Source organism: Pseudoruegeria aquimaris, from assembly GCF_900172235.1.
Lineage (GTDB): Bacteria > Pseudomonadota > Alphaproteobacteria > Rhodobacterales > Rhodobacteraceae > Pseudoruegeria > Pseudoruegeria aquimaris.
In genome coordinates this window covers 1-19571 of record NZ_FWFQ01000019.1, presented here as the reverse complement: position 1 = coordinate 19571, position 19571 = coordinate 1, and the positions used below count along the sequence as shown (strand labels likewise).

The following is a 19571-nucleotide window of genomic DNA, read 5'->3' as shown; positions in this document are numbered from 1 at the left end:
GCATCGCTTCGCGATGCACGAGAGCCACCGCCGATCCCGAGAGGGTCATCGCCGCGGCGCGCGCATGGCTCGGTACGCCGTACCACGACCAGGCGAGCCTGCGCGGCGTGGGCTGCGACTGCCTCGGGCTCGCACGGGGCATCTGGCGTGAGGTCGTCGGCCCCGAGCCGTTCCCGATCCCGCCCTATAGCCGGGATTGGGGCGAGACCGGTCCGCGCGAGGTGCTGGCCGAGGGCGCGCGCGCCATGATGATCGAGGTGTCGCCAGCCGAGGCCCGGCCCGGCGCGCTGGTGCTGTTCCGGATGATGCCCCGCGCCATCGCCAAGCATGTCGGCATCCTGACCGGTCCAGACAGCTTCCTCCACGCCTACGAGCGGCTCGGCGTCATCGAGGAACCGCTCACCCGATCCTGGCGGCGGCGCATCGCCTTCGCCTTCCTGTTCCCGCAACGCTGAGATTCGACCATGGCAACGCTTGTTCTCGGCGCAGCCGGTGCCGCTATTGGCGGCTCGATCGGCGGCGCGATCCTCGGCGTTAGCGCCGCCACCATCGGCGGGTTCGTCGGCTCGACCATCGGGTCGGTGGTCGACAGCTGGATCGTCTCGTCGCTCGCGCCCACCCAGCGCATCGAGGGGCCGCGGCTCGATTCCTTGCGGATCACGTCCTCAACCGAGGGCGCCGTCATCCCGCGCGTCTACGGTCGGATGCGCATGGGCGGCAACGTGATCTGGGCGACCGACTTCCGCGAGGAGACCAAGACCACGACACAGGGTGGCGGCAAGGGTGGCGGAGGCGGCGGCAAGGTCAAGACCACCGAGTATCTCTACTACGCGAGCTTCGCCGTGGCGCTCTGCGAGGGCCCGATCACCGGCATCGGGCGCATCTGGGCAGACGGGAATCTTCTCGACACGGCCGGGATCACCTGGCGTTGGTATCCGGGCGACGAAGCGCAGACCGCCGACCCGTTCATCGCGGCGAAGATGGGCGCGGCCAACACCCCGGCCTATCGCGGGACGGCCTATGTGGTCTTCGAGGAGCTGCCGCTCGGGAATTACGGCAACCGGCTGCCGCAGCTCTCCTTCGAGGTGTTCCGCCCGTTCGCCGATCCCGATACCGCCGAAGGGCTGACGCAGGCGGTCACGGTGATCCCGGCCTCGGGCGAGTTCACCTATGCGACGCAGGGCATCCGGAAGGGTGGCGGCGGGTCCCAAACTCCCGAAAACCTCAACGCACTGTCTGACACCGCCGACATGGTGGTGGCGCTGGACCGGCTGGAGGCGATGGCGCCGAAGGTGGAAAGCGTCAGCCTCGTCGTCGCCTGGTTCGGAAACGACTTGCGTGCGGGCGACTGCGCCATTCGCCCCGGCGTCGAGGTCTCGGCCAAGACCACGAGCCCGCAGACCTGGTCGGTGAACGGCGTGAGCCGGTCTGCGGCGCACCTCGTCAGTCGCGACGACCAGGAACGGCCCGTCTATGGTGGCACGCCGGCCGATTTCGCGGTGGTGCAGGCGATCAAGGAGATGAAGGCCCGCGGGCTGCGGGTGACCTTCTATCCGTTCATCCTGATGGACGTCCCTCCGGGCAACACGCTCCCGAACCCCTACAGCGATAACGCCGCCGAGACCGGCCAGCCTGAGTTTCCATGGCGCGGCCGGATCACCTGTTCGCCCGCGGCCGGTTTCGCCGGCAGCGTCGACAAGACCGCCACGGCAGCGAGCCAGGTCGAAGCCTTCTTCGGCGGTGCCAGCCCATCCGATTTCACCGTCTCGGGCGAGACCGTCTCCTGGATCGGCGTGGCCGGCGATTGGGGGCTGCGGCGCATGGTGCTGCATTACGCGCATCTCTGCGCGGCGGCGGGTGGGGTCGATGCCTTCCTGATCGGCTCCGAGATGCGCGAGCTGACGACGATCCGCGCGGGTGCCAGCGCCTATCCGGCGGTGCAGGCCTTCCGCGATCTGGCGGCCGACGTGCGCTCGATCCTTGGGGCGGGGACCGCCATAAGCTATGCGGCCGACTGGTCGGAATATTTCGGCCACCAGCCCGCCGATGGCTCAGGCGACGTGTTCTTCCACCTCGACCCGCTCTGGGCGGATACCAACATCGATTTCATCGGCATCGACAACTACATGCCGCTGTCGGACTGGCGCGATGGCTTCGAGCACGCCGATGCGCAACAGGGTTGGCCCGCGATCTACGACCGGGCTTATCTGCAATCTAATATCGCCGGCGGCGAGGGCTTCGACTGGTTCTATGCCAGCGATGCCGACCGCGCCGCGCAGGTCCGCACGCCGATCACCGATGGCGTTTACGGCGAACCATGGGTGTTTCGCTACAAGGATTTGTGGAACTGGTGGTCGCGACCACATCACGACCGCCCCGGCGGTCTGCGCACCAATCCCATCCCCGACGGCGACACCCCCGAGACCTGGTCCCCGACGACAGCCACCGTGTCGCCGAGCCCGGAAGGTTTCGGCCCGTTCACCTCGGCCGCCAGGATCGCGGCCATCGACGGGTCCAACGATTTCGCGCAATCGGCCTCGGCGCAGGATCTGGTGGTGGCGGGTGAGACCTATGAGACCGGCGTCCTCCTCAAGCCGGGGACGTCGGGCAGGGCCCGGATCTATGTCAACCTGACTGGGGCGCCGAACAAGGAGGTCCGGATCGACGATTTCTCCGGCGCGGCGCCTTACACCTCGGATTTGGACATCTTCGATCTTGCCCTTACCGACATCGGCGGCGGGATCTGGCGGCTGACATTCAGCTGGATCGCGCCGATCACCGACACGACCGTGCAACTGCGCGTCGGACCCTATTCGTCCGTGCCGGGCGAGGACGTGCATGTGCTTGCTGGCTGGATTACCTCCCGCGACCGTGGCACCACCCCGTGGCTTCCGCAGTCCAAACCGATGCGCTTCACCGAGCTCGGCTGCCCGGCCATCGACCGCGGCACGAACCAGCCCAACGTCTTCTTCGACCCGAAATCGTCGGAGAGCCTCACCCCGTATTTCTCCCGCGGCTGGCGGGATGACGCGATCCAGCGCGCCTATCTCGAGGCGACCTGGCTCTTCTGGACCGATCCGACGAACAATCCGCTGTCCCCTGTCTATGGCGGCCGGATGGTCGATACACCCGAATGCGCGGCCTGGACCTGGGACGCCCGTCCGTATCCGTTCTTTCCCGAACTGACCGATGTCTGGACCGATGGCCCCAATTGGCGGCTCGGCCACTGGCTGACGGGGCGGCTCGGCGCAGTGTCGCTCGCCGCGCTGGTCCGGCACCTCTGCCTGCGCGCGGGGCTGCCCGAGACCCGGATCGACGTCAGCGGCCTCTGGGGCGCGGTCGAGGGATATGCCATCGGTGCGCTGGAAAGCCCGCGCGCCTCGATCACCACGCTGGCGCGCCACTTCGGCTTCGACGCCGTCGAAACCGAAGGCGTGATCCGTTTCGTCATGCGTGGGCGGGCGGCGATGGCCAACGTCACACCCGACGATCTGGTCGCCGCCCGCGAGGGCGATGTCATCGAACTCACCCGTGGCCAGGAAACCGAACTGCCCCAGGCCCTGAAATGGCAGGTCGCCCGCGCCGACGAGGATTACGAGGCCGCACAGGTCGAGGCGCGGCGCATCACGGTCGACACGACCCGGATCGCCTCCGAGTCCTTCCCGATGGCGGTGCCGCCCGAGGAAGCCGAACGCCGCTGCCGCCGCGCTCTGATGGAGGCATGGACCGGCCGGGAAAGCGCGGTGTTCCGTCTGCCGCCGTCGCGGCTGGCACTCGATCCCGGCGATGTGGTGACGCTCGCGCATGACGGCCGGGCCATCCCGCTGCGCCTCATCTCCATCGCCGATGCCGACGCGCGCGGCATCGAGGCCGTGCGTCAGGATCGGGATGCCTACGATCTGCCGCCTGGCGCCCCGCGACCCTCTGCGCTGTCAAAGGCGGTCGTCTTCGGCGCGCCCGATGCAGTGCTACTCGACCTGCCGCAGCTGACCGAGGACCAGCCAGCGCACCGCCCTTTCGCCGCGGCGCATGCGATACCGTGGCCGGGCGAGATCGCGGTGTTCCGCAGCCCGTCGACGGACGGGTTCGAGCTGCTGACTACGGCTCAGTCTCGCGCCCGGATCGGCACGCTGGTCTCGGACTTCTACGCCGGGCCCACCTCGCGCTTCGACCTCGGCAACGTGCTGGTGGTCGATCTGCTCACGGGAACGCTGGAGAGCGTCACGGAATTGGTCTTGTTCGGCGGCGCAAACGCACTCGCCATCGAGAGCGCGCCGGGCGTCTGGGAGATCGTCCAGGCAGGCGCGGCCGAACTGATAGCCCCCGGCCAGTATCGTTTGACCCGGCTCCTGCGCGGCCAGCGCGGCACTGAGGGTGCGATGGGTAACCCGACGCCTGCCGGTGCCCGCGTCGTAGTGCTCGACGACAGCCTCGCCTCGCTGCCGATCGCCGAGGCCGACCTCGGGATCCCATGGAACTGGCGCATCGGACCCGCGAGCCGTCCGGTCAGCGACGAGACCTATGTCGCGCAGGCATTCACGCCCACAGGCGTCGGGCTGCGGCCGTTCTCGGTCGCCCATGTCGAGCAGCCATGGCGCAGACCGCGCGCGCCCGGCGATCTGACCATCCGCTGGAAGCGCCGGTCCCGGTCTCTCGCGGCCGACAGTTGGGGCGGGATTGAGGTGCCGCTGGCCGAGGAGCTGGAGGCCTACGAGGTCGAGGTCCTCGACGGCGCGACCGTGAAGCGGGTGCTGAGCACGACAACCACCAGCGCGGTCTACACGGCCGCAGACCAGACCGCCGATTGCGGCGCGCCGCTCGGCCCCGGCGACAGCCTCACCGTTCGCATCTTCCAGCTCTCCGCCCTCGTCGGGCGGGGCGCGCCGAAAACCGTCACGCTCACATTCTGAGGACCCCATGTCCGACGCCACGACCCATCTCCTGCTGCCCTACATCCTGGCGGCGCAGGCCCAGAAGCATGTCACCCACAACGAGGCGCTGCGGCTGCTCGACGGGCTCGTCCAGCTCTCCGTTCTCGACCGGGACCTGACCGCGCCGCCCGGCTCGCCCGCCGATGGCGACCGCTACATCGTCGCGTCGGGCGCGACCGGCGACTGGGCCGGCTGGGACCTGAACGTCGCGCTCTGGACCGACGGCGCCTGGCTGCGTCTGCCACCCCGGAGCGGCTGGCGCGCATGGGTCGAGGACGAGGGCCTGCTGCTCGTCTACGATGGCGCCGGCTGGGTCGGCACCACACCGGCGGCGCTGCAGAACATGGCGCTGCTGGGGCTGGGCACGACGGCGGATGCGTCGAACCCGTTCTCGGCCAAGCTCAACGCCGCGCTCTGGACCGCGAAAACCGTGGCCGAGGGCGGCACGGGCAACCTGTTCTACACCATGAACAAGGAGGCGACCGGAGGCGATCTCGGGCTGACGCTGCAGACTGGCTTCGTGACCAAGGCGCTGGTGGGCCTCTTCGGCTCGGACCGTTTCCGCCTCGCGGTCTCGGCCGACGGCAGCACCTTCTTCGACGGGCTGAGCGTGGACAACGCCACCGGCATCGTCGATCAGCCCCGGCTGCCGCGGTTCAAGGCGTACACCAACTACGACAATTATGTCGACGTCGGGTCCTGGACGAAGATCGCAATCAACAACACCGACTACAACGACCAGGGTGCCTTCGACGCCGCGAACAACCGCTTCGTGGCCCCGGTTGACGGCACCTACCTCTTCGGTGCGACGCTGCTCTACAAGGTCAACGCCAGCACCTCCGCGCGCATGAGCGGGCGGCTTGTGCAGAACGGGACGACCGAGATCCGCGGGTCGTGGGGCGAAATCAGCGGCGCTCATGTCTCGGAAGCCACGGCGCTCTGGCTGCAGACGATAGTTTCGCTGACGGCGGGTGAAACGGTTGAGCTGCAAGGGTATTTCCGTGTTGCGGATGGGTATTTCGCCGCGGATCACACGTCTTTCTGGGGGGCGAAGGTGGGGTGAGCGAAGCAAACCAGACTGAAATGACCAGAGCGTGTTCGATGGCTCCATCAACCGCTTCGCCGCGCCCGTGGATGACACGGGCCTCTTCGTCCCGACGCTAAGGTAAAGTGTCAACGCCCTTACAGCAGCCCGCAAGAGCGAGCGGATGGTGCTGAACCGAATAACCTTAGTCAGGCGATGGGCTTCTGCGGCCAGTCCTTCAGGCGACTTAAGCGTTCGAGTAGGGATTGCCTGAGATTGTCCCGTTCTGACCCGTGATGCAGATGGCGATGGCAGTTCGGGCAGCAGGCAACCGCATTGTCGACGGTGTCTGGTCCGCCTTCTGACAGCGGGCGCACATGGTGCACTTCTAGATACGGTTCGCCGTCGTCGCGCTGGAACGGGGCTTTGTCACCGCAGACCTCACAGGACCCGGCTGCCTGTTCAAGCACCCAGGCGATCACGTTTGGATCCCGGACAAAGCGTTCCGATGAAATACTGGCCCGCGTGACGTCTTTCTGTCCTTCAGGAGGCGTCTTGCCCTTCTCGGACAATCGTCTTGTTTTGCGGCGCGCGTTGGCCACACGCTTGTAGAGCTCTTCCTCATCCGACGTTGGGGCTTCCGTCCAGACCGACCCGCCGTTGCGTCCCGTGAAGATTCCCTCCAGCTGATCCATTGGCAGGGCAGCCGCCTCTGGCGAGCGCACAATCAGCTTCATTCTCTTGCTGTTATTGCCGGTGGAGTTCGACGTGTTCTGAAACGCGGCGGATTGGCGTCCGATTGCGAGGCGTAGTTCATTGAACTCGCTAACTTCCGCCAATCTGAGTGGCCGCGGATAGCCTTCAGGCCAGACAACGCGTTCAGATTCAGGCAGCCGTAGCGCCTGCGCACTGGCCACTTGGATTTCATCGAGGCGCATGTCATGCGCCGCCATGCGCTTCAGGTGCAGAAGCATCCCGTCGATGTAGTTCTTGTTCCGGCTGGGGTTCGGGCCTTGGTCTGACCCGCCCCGGGATTCCACTGTCAGAGCAAATCCGTCCGGCAACTTCTCTAGCGTGAATTTCGCATCGAGCTCCCGGCCCATATCGTCGATCGGGTTCAGCAAATCATTGCTCCGCAACTACTCATGCCATTGATACGCCAAATAGGCCCGGCGCCAAAACGTTCAGAGGAGTCTAGCCGGGACAAAGTGTCAGGAGCTGAGCGCACTGAACGGGACAGCCGAGATCCGGGGCTCGCGCGGAGAAATCAGCGGCGCGCATGTCTCCGAGGCGACGGCACTCTGGCTGCAGACCATGGTGCAGCTGACGGCGGGCGATACCGTCGAGCTGCAGGTGTATTTCCGCGCGGCGGATCAGACGTCGTTCTGGGGGGTGAAGGTCGGATAAGCCCACGACTGGGGTGCGGGCGAGAAACCAGCGTCCTGCGGATCTGGGTGAACTCGCTTCAGTTCGACCAGCACAGGCTAGCGTTCGGTGATCCTGGCCAAAGCTTGTCCGGGCAAGGCCAAAGCACAGCAGACTGGCTATCCACGAGGGCGAGCGCTTCGTCTTCGCTCTCGGCCCGCACATAGCCCTGGCGCATATCTGGCGCGCCAGGTCTTGGTCGAACGAAAACTTTCCAAACCATGGACGAAATCATGGTAGATAAAGGTTAACCGCGCGTTACCGGGCATGCCCACGGCCATTATCCATACCATTCCAAGTTCTCTTCGCCTTCTGATGCGAAGCCGCAGCTTGTGCAAGTGAAAAGCAATTTATAGACAGGGGCTTAGAAAGACGATTAAGCACGGAAAAGATTTGGATGGATTGTCTTCACCCCTTCTGCCCCATGGGCGCAGGAGCCGGAAGTTGGGATGAGGTCGCCGAGATCGTGGTGCCACCTCGAGCTCCGCGGAGGGCATTGGCAGTCACCGGCCTTGCGAACGCGCTGAAACGGGACTTCAGCCAACCTCCGGCCGCGGGCGCAACCCGCCTTCCGGCGCCTACAACCGTGAAATCGCACCTCGAAACGCTGCTGGATCTATGCCCCTGCCTCGTGAACCAGATGGACGCGCCGGTCAGCGCAGGGGCCGTTGTCCATTTGTGCGAGCTAACGCTCGGAGCTCGCATCTCATCGACCAATATCGGTCAGGCTTTCGCCATTCAGCACCCGAGTGGCCGAACGTGGCGGTATCCGCCCTTCCGCGTTCCCAAGGCCGGCGTCGGCGATATCTCCGAGCTGCTCTGTAGCGATCTCTTGACGAACGAGGGCGTTCCACGAATGGGATTGAAGCACGACAAGTGGCCAGATTGGCAAGTCCCCGGCCACGCCCTAATGAACAAGGGTGCGCTCCGGGACCTGCGCGCCCTTGGAGATATCCTTATCCCATGCGCACCGACCAACCTCCTGATCTCAGTAAAGACCGAGAGCGCCCGGGAGCGCTTGCTCTACTCGGCAAACTCGATCGAGGGAATCGGTTTCGGATTCTTCAACCAGGCCGACGAGTTCGTGACCAGAAGGAGAATTCAATTGTTCAAGAGAATGGGATTCTCCGCGATTTACATGCCTGATGACACGTTGCGCCAGATTGAAGCGGAGCTAGCGCGACGAGGAGAGGATATCGCCGATGTACAGAACATCTACGGCACGCGGCTCTACCGTCCCCACTCGGTTTTCACCTCGGACATGAGGCGCGTTGTCGGACGGTCAGCTTTCGATCTCTAGCAGGCGCACGGGAGAAACACGCATTGGCAGAGACTTACGCGAGCTATCCATTGACGAAAGAGATGCTTCGCGCGGCCTACGAACGGGCGAACGCGTTCCCCGAGTACGAATATTCTCACCGGAAACTACAGGCGAATTTCGTGGGTTGCATTGGCGAACTCGTGATGGGGGATTTTCTTCGGCGGAATGGCATCCAGTTCACGGACGATCGCCACCATACCACGCACGACTTTCTCGTCTCCAACTGCATCACGCTTGACGTGAAGACGAAGGATAGGACTGTTAGACCGCGGCGGAACTATGACAACTCGGTGCCGCTGTACAATCACGAGCATCAGCGGCCGGACTACTACTACTTCGTTTCCCTTCTCCGGGACAGGAAGCGACCAGTTTCTGACATCTATCGCTTCTCCCACGCGTTCATAGTGGGGGGCATCGACATCGCGACGTTGGAGGCGAAGGGAAGGGTATGGGAGGCAAACGAGACAGACCCTGACAACGGTACTACTTTCTGGACATCGTGCATCAACGTCTCGATGGCGGACCTTCTTTCGAACAAGGAGATGCTTTCCATATTCAAGGCTGCAGCAAAACCCGACGGCGCAGCCAATCGCACCGTGAGCTAACGGGACAGCAATGGCAGCGGGGCGTGCGCGCTGTGCAGACCTTTGCCGCGAAGTCTAGCGTCGCCCAATTTGTTTTGATCGGGCGCTCCCTAACGAGCCAGTGCGCCGCTGCTTGCAGCCAAGGATCGTGGCGGATGTCCGCGAGCACGCGAGGGCGCACGAAGCGCTCGATCACGCGGGCCATGTTGACATCGACCAGGGGTCGCGGTTGGCCATGTTGAAAGAGCAGGATCGCGTTGGCAACGTATTGGCCCACTCCAGGAACCTTTGCCAGCTCAGCGGGGTCATCTGGGAAACACCCGGCGCGGGCCGCTGCGTACTCCGCAAGTGATTTCATCGACTTTGCACGTCGCCGCCACAGCCCGATCGGCTTGAAGGCTTCTTCCAATTCTGGGATGCCTGCGTCGGCCAACGACGACCAGCTCGGGAACCGCGCGAAGAAAACAGCGTAGATCGCGGCCACGGTTTCTGCTCGGGTGCGTTGCAACAGCACCTCCACGCAAATGCGTTCGAAGGTCGAAGCGGCAGGCGACCGCCAGGGCAGGGTGCGGCCCTCGGCTTCGTACCAAGCGAGAAGGTGGTTGCGGAGCTTGGTGAGCCGGAGCTTGTTGCTGCGTGTCAGTTCGTCACGCGAGGACATGCGTCTCGGACGGCGGGAATGGCGCTGGGAAATCAGCTGAATGCATCTTGAACAGGTATCCGTGGTCGCGCACCCGCTGATGCCCTTTCTGTGACATCAGGTAATCGACTGAAATTACGCCACCCTCGAGTAGAGCGTCGAAGTTCCGCACCTTTGGTTGGCGCGTATGCTCGACTTGGACATAGTGGAACTCCTCGCTTGCTCCTTTCCCGCGACAGCGAGCGCTCACCCAAAAGGTTTGCGGATGCTTTTCCTTCAGGCGATTACGCAGCTTTTCCATTTCCCATGTGGTGACGTGGCGCGTGGCCGCCGTATCCGGGTCTTGATAATTTTGCTTGAGCCAGTCGTGGGCGGCGTCCACCTCCAAGAAGAACCCGATCGAGTTGGGCGCCGTGGCATTCATCTCGTGGTTCAGGCGTAGCTTGCCGTCGCGCTCGTAGCCATAGGTAGACAACAGGTTCCACGCGGAACCGATCGGACTCAATTTCCAATCCGGCGCTTGGGAGAACAGAGTTACCCGGTTTGCCTTGCCTTTTCGCAGGCGCTTAGCCTTTAGCTCGATGCCCTTGTAGTCCGGGGCCTTGCGAGTGTTCGCGTTAATCCCCAGCAACGTCTCCAGCGTCATGCCGACGCCGGTATCCCCGGGTCTCAGTGTTCGCACGAACCCACGCGAAGACACGTCGCGGATCATGTCGAGCAATTCCTCGACCACGGGGTCTCTAGTCGGCCGCTGCGAGGCAGCGATGGCCCCCAAGGGGGTCGACGGATCATGGATGGAAGCCAGAATGCGCGGGTCGCTGCAGTTGACGATGTACGCCTTGTCGTCACGCACTAGCACCGCGAGGAGGTTGTAGGGCTCGGCGTACCCCTTGAGGCGACCGAACCACACCCGGGGATCGCCGGATTTCGTCACTGGGCGGTAAAGAGAGGCCGTGGTGGGCTGCAGCCCGTCCGGTCGAACGAAGAAGGCCTCGCGGATCACCTTGGCGTCGGGACCCTGCGCCTGCATATCGTAGTCGTGAAAACCGGTGTATTGGAAGTACTCCCGCAAGCCGGCCGTGGCATCCATGATGGACTTCCGCATGCCGGTCTCGGTGGGAACCAAGAGCCCCACGTCGAGATCGTAACGTGTGAAGACCGCGAGGGTCTCGGCAATGCTCGTGTCGCTTTTCTCAAGCATCGACTGCCGCGTCGAGGATCATCTTGAAGTGTTTGCCGACACGCTCGGCGAGGCCTACGGGAACGGCGTTCCCGATCTGCGTGTACTTTGGCACTTCGCGGTCAAAAATGCCCTCGGTGGGCTTCCCGGCCCGACGCAGGCCTCCCGTCGTGCGCTTGCCGGCAAACTGGTACCAATCGGGAAAAAGCTGCAGCCGCGCCCATTCCCGCACCGTCAGGATGCGCGGCTGGCGGTAGTGGACGTAATCGTCCGGCAGGGAAGTCGCGGTGATGTTGGGTTCGGCGTTGCCCCACTTTTCCTTCAAGACGCGCTGCGAGAATTTGCGCGTCTTGTACTTCTCCGGAATCTCGCCGTTGTGGCCGAGCATGTATCGAAACTTATCGACCACGGCCCACTTGTGCTTGCTATATTCCTGCTCGGTCAGTCGGACTCCTCGGTGCGGGTACCAATCCGGCGCCTTTCTCAGCTTCTCTTGGATCGTACCCTTTTTCGCTGCCCGGGGGTAACTCTTGGTCTCGAACGGCCCCGGCGGGTAGGACTGGTTCAATAGAATACCTTCCACGTCATCGTCGAGGAGGTCGCCGAGAAGTTCTCCAAGATCGGGGTATTCGCCAGGACAACCTGCCGGCAGAAAGCCACATTTTACAGCGTCCTCGGTGTCAGCAGTATCATCTAGTTTCTCAACGCCCTTCTTCTTGGCATCGGCCAGGATGTCCTTGCGTATACCTACGATCAGCACGCGTGGCCGGTTCTGCGGCACCCCGTAGTCCTTGGCATGGACGAGTGACCAGCGCACCTCGTAGCCAGGGATATGCTCCTTGAATTCGCGAAGAACCTCCGGCCAAATCGGCTCGCCCCCTTCGCGGGTCCACTTGGCATTGAGTAGGCCGCGGACGTTCTCGAAGAGGAAAATGCGCGGGCGAAGCCGGCGAATGATCTCCGCCATCCGGCCGTAGAGGTGGTTGGACGGGATGACCTTACGATCCACGGCGTAGGAGCGGCGGATGCCGATCCCGGAATAGCCTTGGCATGGCGGTCCACCGGTGAGCACGTCGAGCGTGCTTCCACCGCCGCTCTCCTCATTCGCTGTCCGGTCGAAGCGGAAGTCGATCTCGCGGATACTGCTGAAGTCCGCCACCATCTGCTCTAAGCGCTCATCTTTCAGGTCGTGGGCATCATTGCACCGGAGCGCCGGATTGTCCGAAAAACGCATCCCGCCTAGCTCGTGGTGACGATTTAGAAGGTAGGTCTTGAGGGCATCGTCGTGGAGTTCGTTGACGAATACAGGCGTGAAGGCAGCATTCTCGAAGCCAAGTGACAGACCGCCACACCCGGCAAACAAATCGACCATGCTGTAGACGCGAGGCCTCGAAACCATGCTCGTCGCAGCCAGTTCGCCTGCTTTCAATATCTCTTCTTGCGTGGTCGTAATCTCCAGCATTCTTCACCTCTCGCGCTCCGGACACCATTCAATTCCAACTAGCACATGTAGCTAGGGAAGTCCAGGCGAAAACCAGATGTTGTAACGTCTGGTGAAAAGGCCTGCTTGGGAACCTCGGAGCGAGTGAGTCAGCGGATGATTTCCGCGAAATCTTCCATCGTGGCGGCAATATCAAGCACTTGCTTGCCGTACCCGCTGTGCTCATCCTGAAGCTGGATGACAAGCGTGTCGATAGGGCGCGTGAGGGCAATCATGCCCCAACGCCACGCCTCCCTGTTTCGGGCTATCTCTGGGTCCACGAATCCTTCCATCGCAGTCTCCTCCGAATGGTCTTTCCACGAGGCTATGTGCGCGAGAAAACTATCGAAGCGATCAAGTACCACCGTCCACCCTTCGAGCCCACGACAGGACGCATATTGGACGATCCTCGCTTGATTGCTTGACCGTGGGAAGTCTAGGCGTGCGTGCGGGTCGACCCCGTCCCATGTCTCGGTGCCCCATTCAGAGAGGACAGTCGACATCGAGCTTCGGACGACGTTTCCGTCGCGTTCCACGCCGTCTGGTGGCACGCAGAACAACATGTCAATCGGAGCGTTCCCGTCATCGCGCAACTCTCGTACCAGCTGCTCGTGTAGCTCCTGCGCAGTCTCGTAAGGTTTGCATAGAACTATCAAGCGTCCGCCGCCGGCGACCGGGTTGGCTTCGGCTTCCCAGCCCATACCAGTAGATCTTGCGACCTCCCCGACAAAAAGAGAAAGATTGCGCTTAAGTCGAAGGCACGTTGTCAAGCTGTGCGTCTTCCGTTCTTCGCGCGGTATTCCTTTCCGCCAGTCTGCCCGCTGGCCACGGGTGAACTGGTCGATGCCATCTGCTATGCAAAGCTGGCGAGGGCTATAGAGAACCTTCAGTAGAGCCGTTTCTCCCGAGGGCCAATCTTGCCCCTCGTCGACGAATACTTGGTCGAAATCGAACCTATCGGGTTCCGCAGATACGATGCCTTCGATGTCTGTGCCCCCAACAGCGCCACTTTCAACCATTTCGAGTGCAGCAGCGCAAAGCTCGGGATAGCGAGAAAAGTCGAGGGCCTCTTCCTCGAGTAGATGGAATCTCGCGAACCATCGGTAAAGAAACGACATCACCGTCGAGATTTCGATTCCACCATCTTCTGGGGAAGAAGGAATACCGGCTAGTGCCATTAGGCGGCGCATGTCGGCGGCGAGCGCCAAATTGTATGTCAAGATCAGCGTACGCTTCCCTTCGACCTTGTACTGCTTCCACGCCGTTTGGAGTAGAAGGACTGTTTTTCCAGTACCGCCGTAACCTCTCAGGAACACCGTTCCGGAGCCAAGTGTTTGCAGGACTTCATCGACTGCCGGGTTCTTTACGGCGAGCCGTTCCATCCGCTCCCGGTCGAGGCGGGTCGGGATCATCGGGCGAAAGAGCGGAGAGGCCAATACCTTCTCGACGGACTGTGAGCTTCCGGCGGAAAGATATCCCTGACCCTTCCGCTCCAGCACAGGTGAAGAACTCGCGATAGCGCTCATAAGTTGGTGGCCATTGAACCCGGACGCGACGGCGCTAGGAGCGGAGATGTTTTGAAGGCTCGGGAAAATCAGGCATCGTCGGACGAAGATGTCGGCATGTTGTTCCGAAAAATAGGCCTTGAGCGAATGCATTTGGTTTACATTTTGGTCTGTCGCGCTCTTCTTCTCTATTCTGCCGGAGCGCGAATATCGAACCTCTACTTGGTCACCGTTCACTCTCACGTTTCGTTCGTCGTGGTCTTTTACTTCGATTGCCGCGACAAAGCTTTCAACTAACAGGGGACGATTGTTCAGTCTACTTCCAGAGTGTCCCCGGATCACGCGCGTGGGGCGGATTTGGCGGGGACGGACAAGCTGTCCCGCCAAAACGATATCGATATCCTGCACCCTATAGCCGGAGATCTTCACGCTGACGGCGATCTTGATGTCTTCCTGTTCAATTGGAGACGTGGCGACGCCAGGCCAGATAGCCTCCAGTGCGTCCCGCACCATGATTGCGGCCCTATACTCGCTCGTGCCTTCTGTGCCGACGATTTCGATCATCACGCCTCCAGTAGCTTGACGACGTAGGTCTGCGGGGATGCCGCGAGATCCCGGATATCAACGAAGTCGACTTGATGGGCTGGCCCATAGTTCGCCTGCAACGTTAGCTTGGCGTCGTGCTGGCGGTCCTGCGCGGGTCCATCCTTCGTTGTGTACCAAAGCGGGTGCGAAAGAACGAGGGATCGACCTGGGTTCAAACGTGTGACTGCGAAGAGGCTGTCCGCTTGTTCCAAGAAGACGTCGCCGTCCTCCGAATTGCAGAGTTCAACTACGCGACTCCCGATTTTCTGAGAGGATGCAAGCCAGCGATCCGTGTCGAGGGGATGGCCAAGTACGAGCTCCGCGACGTCCAGGGCGAGTCGCCAGTCTAGCGCAGCGTGCAAGAAACGATTGTTGTAATTTCTCAGGCAGTCTGGACAGGATCGATCGCAAAGGGCATGATCTGCGGCTTCCCACTCCACTCTTCGCACGTCGTAGTGTCGCTGCAGCAAGGCATGGAGACGCTCCGGGTCGCAGATATGCCGCGTGTAGCCGGCACCGTTTTCCAGGGCATCGGCGACGTAGATTTGCATCGTCACGCAATGCGGCGTTCGCCATCGCTGGGTACCGACGCGAAGCTCGGAAGGGTCCACGTCGAGCTCGACAGCAGCGGCAAGCTTTACGAATTCGCCGAACGAGACCAAGGCTGCCCTGGCCGCAGGTTGGTTATCGATGTCGAGTACACCATTGTATCCGACGTTGGGCAAGCTTCCGAGCAAAAGCGTCATCACGTCCGTGTTGAATACAGCCCCGATTGCGCCAGTGGTTTCGGGCTCGCCTTGAAGATCCCGGTAGGGTGGATCATCCCTGTAGAAGTGCTCTTCGTTGACGATGATCGAATTTACCTTGCGCCGGAAGTTGAACATCTCGCCGCGCGCGTCGTTCACGAGCGCGATCGGTTCGTCCGATGTCAGTGCTACTTTCATCGGTCCAACGTCGAAGCCGGCCGAGTAGTCCGGCTTGAATGCAAAAACAGGTGGATTGAGCGCGGGTCCCCTTTGACGTTGCCCGTCGTAATCCCTTGGCCTGCCGGTCGTCGTGAATCCCTTTGGCTGGTAGAGATTGAAGGGCCATGCCGTTGACTGACAGACATCACAAGTTTCGGTCTCGCCTTGCATGATGTTTCCGCAGGTTTCCTCCTTGCACTTGGAAAAGACTAGAGGGGCTCCCAGCGGATCAGGGTCTGAAATGATCCTGCCGCCGACCTGCCGCTTGTACTCGAAACCACACGCGACGTGGATCTGCTTGTCCTTGGGGATCTCGGAGCCAGGTGAGAAGGCCCATACCGCGTGGTCAAGGGGACGGTCCGAAATGACCATCTCGTCGACAGATGCGCCATGTTTGAATCCGAACAAGCTCCGCGTTTGGGTAGGAAAACCAAACATCGGCAGGATTCCCGCCGTCGCGAGCCGTTCGCTCAGTTCTTCTTGGATATAACGATCACTCTTCACGATCTCGGATACATGGTCAGCGAGCTTTTCGCGGCAGTAGGCCTCTATTGAATTGCGTTTACCCGTCGAAAGAGGGGCGTTTAGGCATAGCGCATCGACGACCTCGGTAACCTCAGGTGATGTTGCCAGCCACTCGGAAACCGGCGCCTTGTATTTTGACTCCCAGCTACTGGTAGCACCAAATGATCCATGGGTACTTGCGCTGCGGCTTGGCGGTTCGGCAAGAGCATTGAATGCCCTTCGGAGTGTCTCGGCAGCTACCACGCGCCTGACGATCTCCGGGCGCGACAAGTCAAGGTAGGGTTGTGGTGGGGTGTCACCGGTGATCCGTTCGGGATTCGAGTAGTAAAAGTCGTCGTGGGAGCCGCCGCGACAAATAGTGAGGGCATACGAGAAGCTCTGTCCTGCGCGACCCGCGCGCCCGACCCTTTGCTGGTAGTTAAAGCGTTGCGGGGGCATGTTGGCCATCATGACGAGTTCTAGGGAGCCGATGTCGACCCCCACTTCCATGGTGGTGGTTACGCTCAGCACGTCGATGCCGTGAACTCGTGGCTCTTCGCCTTCGAGGAAGGCTTCCTTGAACAGTCTTTGGCGCCTGCGTTGTTCCGATAGCGGCTTGGTCTGTCCGGTAAGTTCCTCAACGTGCAGACGGTGGGCTTTTTCACTGGACAACCAGCGGTAGTAGTCGTCTTCGGGTTGATCGATCGGGGAAAAGCTCTCCGACTCGCAGTTTAGCGAGGTGCACGCTTTCACGGTGGTATTGGCCGAGATTCTCGAGCAGCGATCGCAGCGCGCCAGCCCAGATTCTATTGGGACAAGCTCTAGTTTCAGGCTCCCGTAGCGTGTTACCTGGAGAACCCAGTTCTCGTTCGCGATGCCCTCGGTTTTCAAGAGGTCACCAATCGCGTCTGCTAGTACGACTGGGTCGCGGTTGAGGCGGGGTGCCGCTTTTTCCAGGTATTTTCGTACCCCTGTCGGGGTATTCGTGCTCGACTGGCTACTGCCACTACCACTGTAGAGGCGAGCTTGTCCGAGGAGGCGAACAACGTTCGAAAGGATGCACTCAGCTTCGCTACGCTCCAAGCCCAGCTTTGCGGAGAATTCTCCAATCGGCCGGACGTACGCAATGCCTAAGGTTTCGAGGTCGCGACCGCCCCCGTCAAACAACGCGGCGGCCACGAGGGAAGAGAGGTTTTCGCGGATAGTGCGGCGGCCAGCTTCTTCGACCGAGGCGTCCAAGCGCGCGACACCGCTGGGCCGCGTTTCGTCGAAAAAGCGCCACCAAGGCTCGTTGTCGACAGTTTGCCGCGACGCATCGGTTCCTTGCGGGTTTTCACCAAGCTCCAGTAGGCGGGCAAGAACGCCTGAAACGAGTTGACTCCAGGCAACAGCAGGGTTTCCCAGCGCGTTCTCGGAAAACTCCCTGATGCGGGCGCGCTGGCTCTCGTTTGCCATGCGCAGGCTGTCTAGCAGCAAGGATTGCATCAGGTCGGGGTGAAACGCGTTGATGGCCGCAGCTATTTCCTTCTCGCGAGCATCTAGATCGTTTTCTGCCTGTACTTTCTTGGCTACTTCTTTCGCGTCGTCTATCGAGAACACCTGCTTCGGCTCCAGCTCGGCAAAGACGAGCTGTCTGACGAGCGATCGAAAATGGTTCAACTCCAAGCCGGCCGCCACGTCTGCCGCGTCGTCTCGGCTATCGGTAAAGGCGATCATTGGAGCGGCAGCATCCTCTGAGCCCAAGATCGACGTAGCGCGATCCGCAATAACCTGCGTTGTCACGTTTAAACCTGTCCGGAGCCCCCGGATCGGGCTATTAACACGGCTGCCGGAGAAAAAGGCTTTCAGGATGCGGCTCTGGCTCTTCGATGACTGGCACGCTGGGCAGCGCCCTGGCAACCCGGGCACATCGACGCCTTTTGGAACTTGGAAAAGCGTACCAGTGGGAGTTTCGCCGGGTTGCGCCTTGGCTAGGTGGCCGTAGAGCGGGCGGTATACGGCGGGCGCGAAGCCGAAGGTAACCGACTTGCCTGTCGCCGGGTTCTTGTGTTGCCAACTTGTCGTGACGCCGGAAGGAACCAACTTTCCAGGCCAATACCAACGGAAGCGGCTATGTGGCCTTTCGTTGACCAGGCCCGGTACGGTAGACGAAAGGTCCGTTGGACCGGACTCCAAGAAGACTTCGCCTTCCTCGTCCTCGTCAACCTTGGGGGTAACGTAGCCCCCAAGGTATGCCTCTCCGCAATCATAGCAATAGAGAAGCTCCAGTACCTGGCCACCGCATGGACACTTGACAGCGGGCTGCTTGAAAATTTTTCCAATCTGCCGTCCTTCGTAGCGAAATCGCTCCTCCACTTCGCTGCATGCGGGGTTCGAGCATGCCCACATGCCCTGTATCTGTCGGAGGAACATGTGCGCTCGGAAAGAAGGTTTCGGTTCTGTGAAAGAAACCGACTGTTCTGTTGCAGCCGCATGAAGAAGAGCAGCGAACGAGGTATCCGCTGCGCCCTGACCGAAAAGCTTCTCCTTGACCTTGGAGACCCTTGCCGGCGCAACACCGCCGTCGTCTTTCCGTCCGGCGGCAATGCAAGCCGAACCGAGGGCATCGCGTGCCGAAAACCGCGACAACACTTGGTCGATAGCTGAGCGATCACCCCTCATGATGTCGTCGGCCTTGTCCGCGACAAGGGATTCGTCGATGGGAAGCTCGACGCTGGGTTTGCGTGGCTCTCCGGGGAAGACGGCGAACGTCGACTTATCCACCCCGAAGAACTGCTGGAGGTATTCGCGACCTTCTTCTCCATCCAGCGAGGCGCTGGTCCCCAGGCACCTGAGCTGCGGTGACCCCGGTTCCATCCCTAGCCTCAGGAGTAAGTTGCGTATTACGAGTGCAACTTCCGTGCCCGCGGTGCCGCGGTAGCCGTGAAGCTCGTCGACTACCAAGGAAAAATGGTTGTTCGGAGAGGAACGCAGCCAGTTCTTTGTCGCCTCGAAGATCGGCGCCTCGTGGTCCCGCATCAACATGACGTTGAGCATCGAGACGTTGGTGATCATGATGTCCGGCGGCGCGTCTATCATGTCCCACCGCGTAAGCATTTCGCCGCAGGTCGGATCTTGGAATTGCCCGCGGATCTCCTCGTCCCGGTCGCGGAGCCGCTCTGCTTCATCAGCAATCTTTCGAAGGTCCTTCGCAACCTCGCGGATCCTTTGCCGGTCGCCTGCTTTGAGTTGCCCGCTAGGTCGTGGACTCATAATGTCTGATCCAGAGCCTTGAGCAAGCGAGGTGAAGTGCGGCGAGGAAGTTTGCTGCGGTTTTGAAGTATCGCGTTGCGATGCCGCGGAAGTGTTTGAGACGATTGAAGAACCGTTCGACCTTGTTGCGTTCGCGGTAGAGGTCTCGGTCGACGGTCCTGACCACGCGGACGTT

Annotated in this window: 11 protein-coding genes and 2 pseudogenes; 6 read left to right on the top strand and 7 right to left on the bottom strand. The window is 61.5% G+C overall.

The annotated features are described in order from the left end of the window. Positions 1-2: 2 nt before the first annotated feature. The 4 genes and pseudogenes from PSA7680_RS13095 to PSA7680_RS13080 all read left to right on the top strand — a co-directional run bounded on the left by PSA7680_RS13095 (position 3) and on the right by PSA7680_RS13080 (position 5994). Positions 3-455 carry an NlpC/P60 family protein gene (locus PSA7680_RS13095; protein WP_085869230.1) on the top strand — a complete coding sequence of 151 codons (453 nt, stop codon included), beginning with the start codon at positions 3-5 and terminating at the stop codon, positions 453-455. 9 nt (positions 456-464) lie between these two features. Beyond that, positions 465-2450: pseudogene (locus PSA7680_RS19195) on the top strand (baseplate multidomain protein megatron); the annotation flags it as partial. A gap of 423 nt (positions 2451-2873) precedes the next feature. Further along, a pseudogene (locus PSA7680_RS19190) lies at positions 2874-4910 on the top strand (phage tail protein); the annotation flags it as partial. Positions 4911-4917: 7 nt separating this feature from the next. Beyond that, positions 4918-5994 (top strand): DUF2793 domain-containing protein, encoded by a 1077-nt coding sequence (locus tag PSA7680_RS13080; protein WP_085869171.1) that lies wholly within the window; start codon positions 4918-4920, stop codon positions 5992-5994. Between the two features lie 170 nt (positions 5995-6164). Here PSA7680_RS13080 and PSA7680_RS13075 read toward each other — a convergent pair whose 3' ends face one another. Further along, positions 6165-7079, bottom strand: a complete 915-nt coding sequence (locus PSA7680_RS13075; protein ID WP_085869170.1) for an HNH endonuclease — start codon at positions 7077-7079, stop codon at positions 6165-6167. 797 nt (positions 7080-7876) lie between these two features. Here PSA7680_RS13075 and PSA7680_RS13065 point away from each other — a divergent pair. After that, complete coding sequence (locus tag PSA7680_RS13065) at positions 7877-8680, top strand: hypothetical protein (protein ID WP_139838643.1); 804 nt, start codon at positions 7877-7879, stop codon at positions 8678-8680. A 23-nt stretch (positions 8681-8703) separates the two neighbouring features. Next, positions 8704-9306, top strand: a complete 603-nt coding sequence (locus PSA7680_RS18535) for a hypothetical protein (RefSeq protein ID WP_139838642.1) — start codon at positions 8704-8706, stop codon at positions 9304-9306. Here the strand turns inward: PSA7680_RS18535 and PSA7680_RS13060 are convergent. From PSA7680_RS13060 to PSA7680_RS13035, 6 genes are all read right to left on the bottom strand, one after another. Continuing rightward, positions 9257-9946 carry an HhH-GPD family protein gene (locus PSA7680_RS13060; protein ID WP_085869168.1) on the bottom strand — a complete coding sequence of 230 codons (690 nt, stop codon included), beginning with the start codon at positions 9944-9946 and terminating at the stop codon, positions 9257-9259. The two genes, PSA7680_RS18535 and PSA7680_RS13060, sit on opposite strands and share 50 nt — an antisense overlap. Then, positions 9933-11126 carry an MvaI/BcnI family restriction endonuclease gene (locus PSA7680_RS13055; RefSeq protein ID WP_085869167.1) on the bottom strand — a complete coding sequence of 398 codons (1194 nt, stop codon included), beginning with the start codon at positions 11124-11126 and terminating at the stop codon, positions 9933-9935. Before PSA7680_RS13055 ends, PSA7680_RS13060 begins: the two co-directional genes overlap by 14 nt. Next, complete coding sequence (locus tag PSA7680_RS13050; protein ID WP_085869166.1) at positions 11119-12567, bottom strand: DNA cytosine methyltransferase; 1449 nt, start codon at positions 12565-12567, stop codon at positions 11119-11121. Before PSA7680_RS13050 ends, PSA7680_RS13055 begins: the two co-directional genes overlap by 8 nt. 128 nt (positions 12568-12695) lie before the next feature. Beyond that, positions 12696-14654, bottom strand: coding sequence for a DEAD/DEAH box helicase (locus PSA7680_RS13045; protein ID WP_085869165.1), 1959 nt, complete (start codon positions 14652-14654; stop codon positions 12696-12698). Then, the gene (locus PSA7680_RS13040; RefSeq protein WP_085869164.1) at positions 14654-19396 is read right to left on the bottom strand and encodes a DEAD/DEAH box helicase family protein; all 4743 of its coding nucleotides are present in this window, start codon (positions 19394-19396) and stop codon (positions 14654-14656) included. Before PSA7680_RS13040 ends, PSA7680_RS13045 begins: the two co-directional genes overlap by 1 nt. After that, positions 19380-19571, bottom strand: a 192-nt coding sequence (locus PSA7680_RS13035; protein WP_217808310.1) for a transposase, incomplete at its 5' end; no start/stop codon positions are given. The genes PSA7680_RS13035 and PSA7680_RS13040, both read right to left, overlap by 17 nt.

Coding starts and splice junctions, on each gene's coding strand:
- PSA7680_RS13050 (WP_085869166.1), bottom strand. CDS start 12,567: ATGCTGGAGATTACGACCACGCAAGAAGAGATATTGAAAGCAGGCGAA.
- PSA7680_RS13040 (WP_085869164.1), bottom strand. CDS start 19,396: ATGAGTCCACGACCTAGCGGGCAACTCAAAGCAGGCGACCGGCAAAGG.
- PSA7680_RS13055 (WP_085869167.1), bottom strand. CDS start 11,126: ATGCTTGAGAAAAGCGACACGAGCATTGCCGAGACCCTCGCGGTCTTC.
- PSA7680_RS13080 (WP_085869171.1), top strand. CDS start 4,918: ATGTCCGACGCCACGACCCATCTCCTGCTGCCCTACATCCTGGCGGCG.
- PSA7680_RS13060 (WP_085869168.1), bottom strand. CDS start 9,946: ATGTCCTCGCGTGACGAACTGACACGCAGCAACAAGCTCCGGCTCACC.
- PSA7680_RS13045 (WP_085869165.1), bottom strand. CDS start 14,654: ATGATCGAAATCGTCGGCACAGAAGGCACGAGCGAGTATAGGGCCGCA.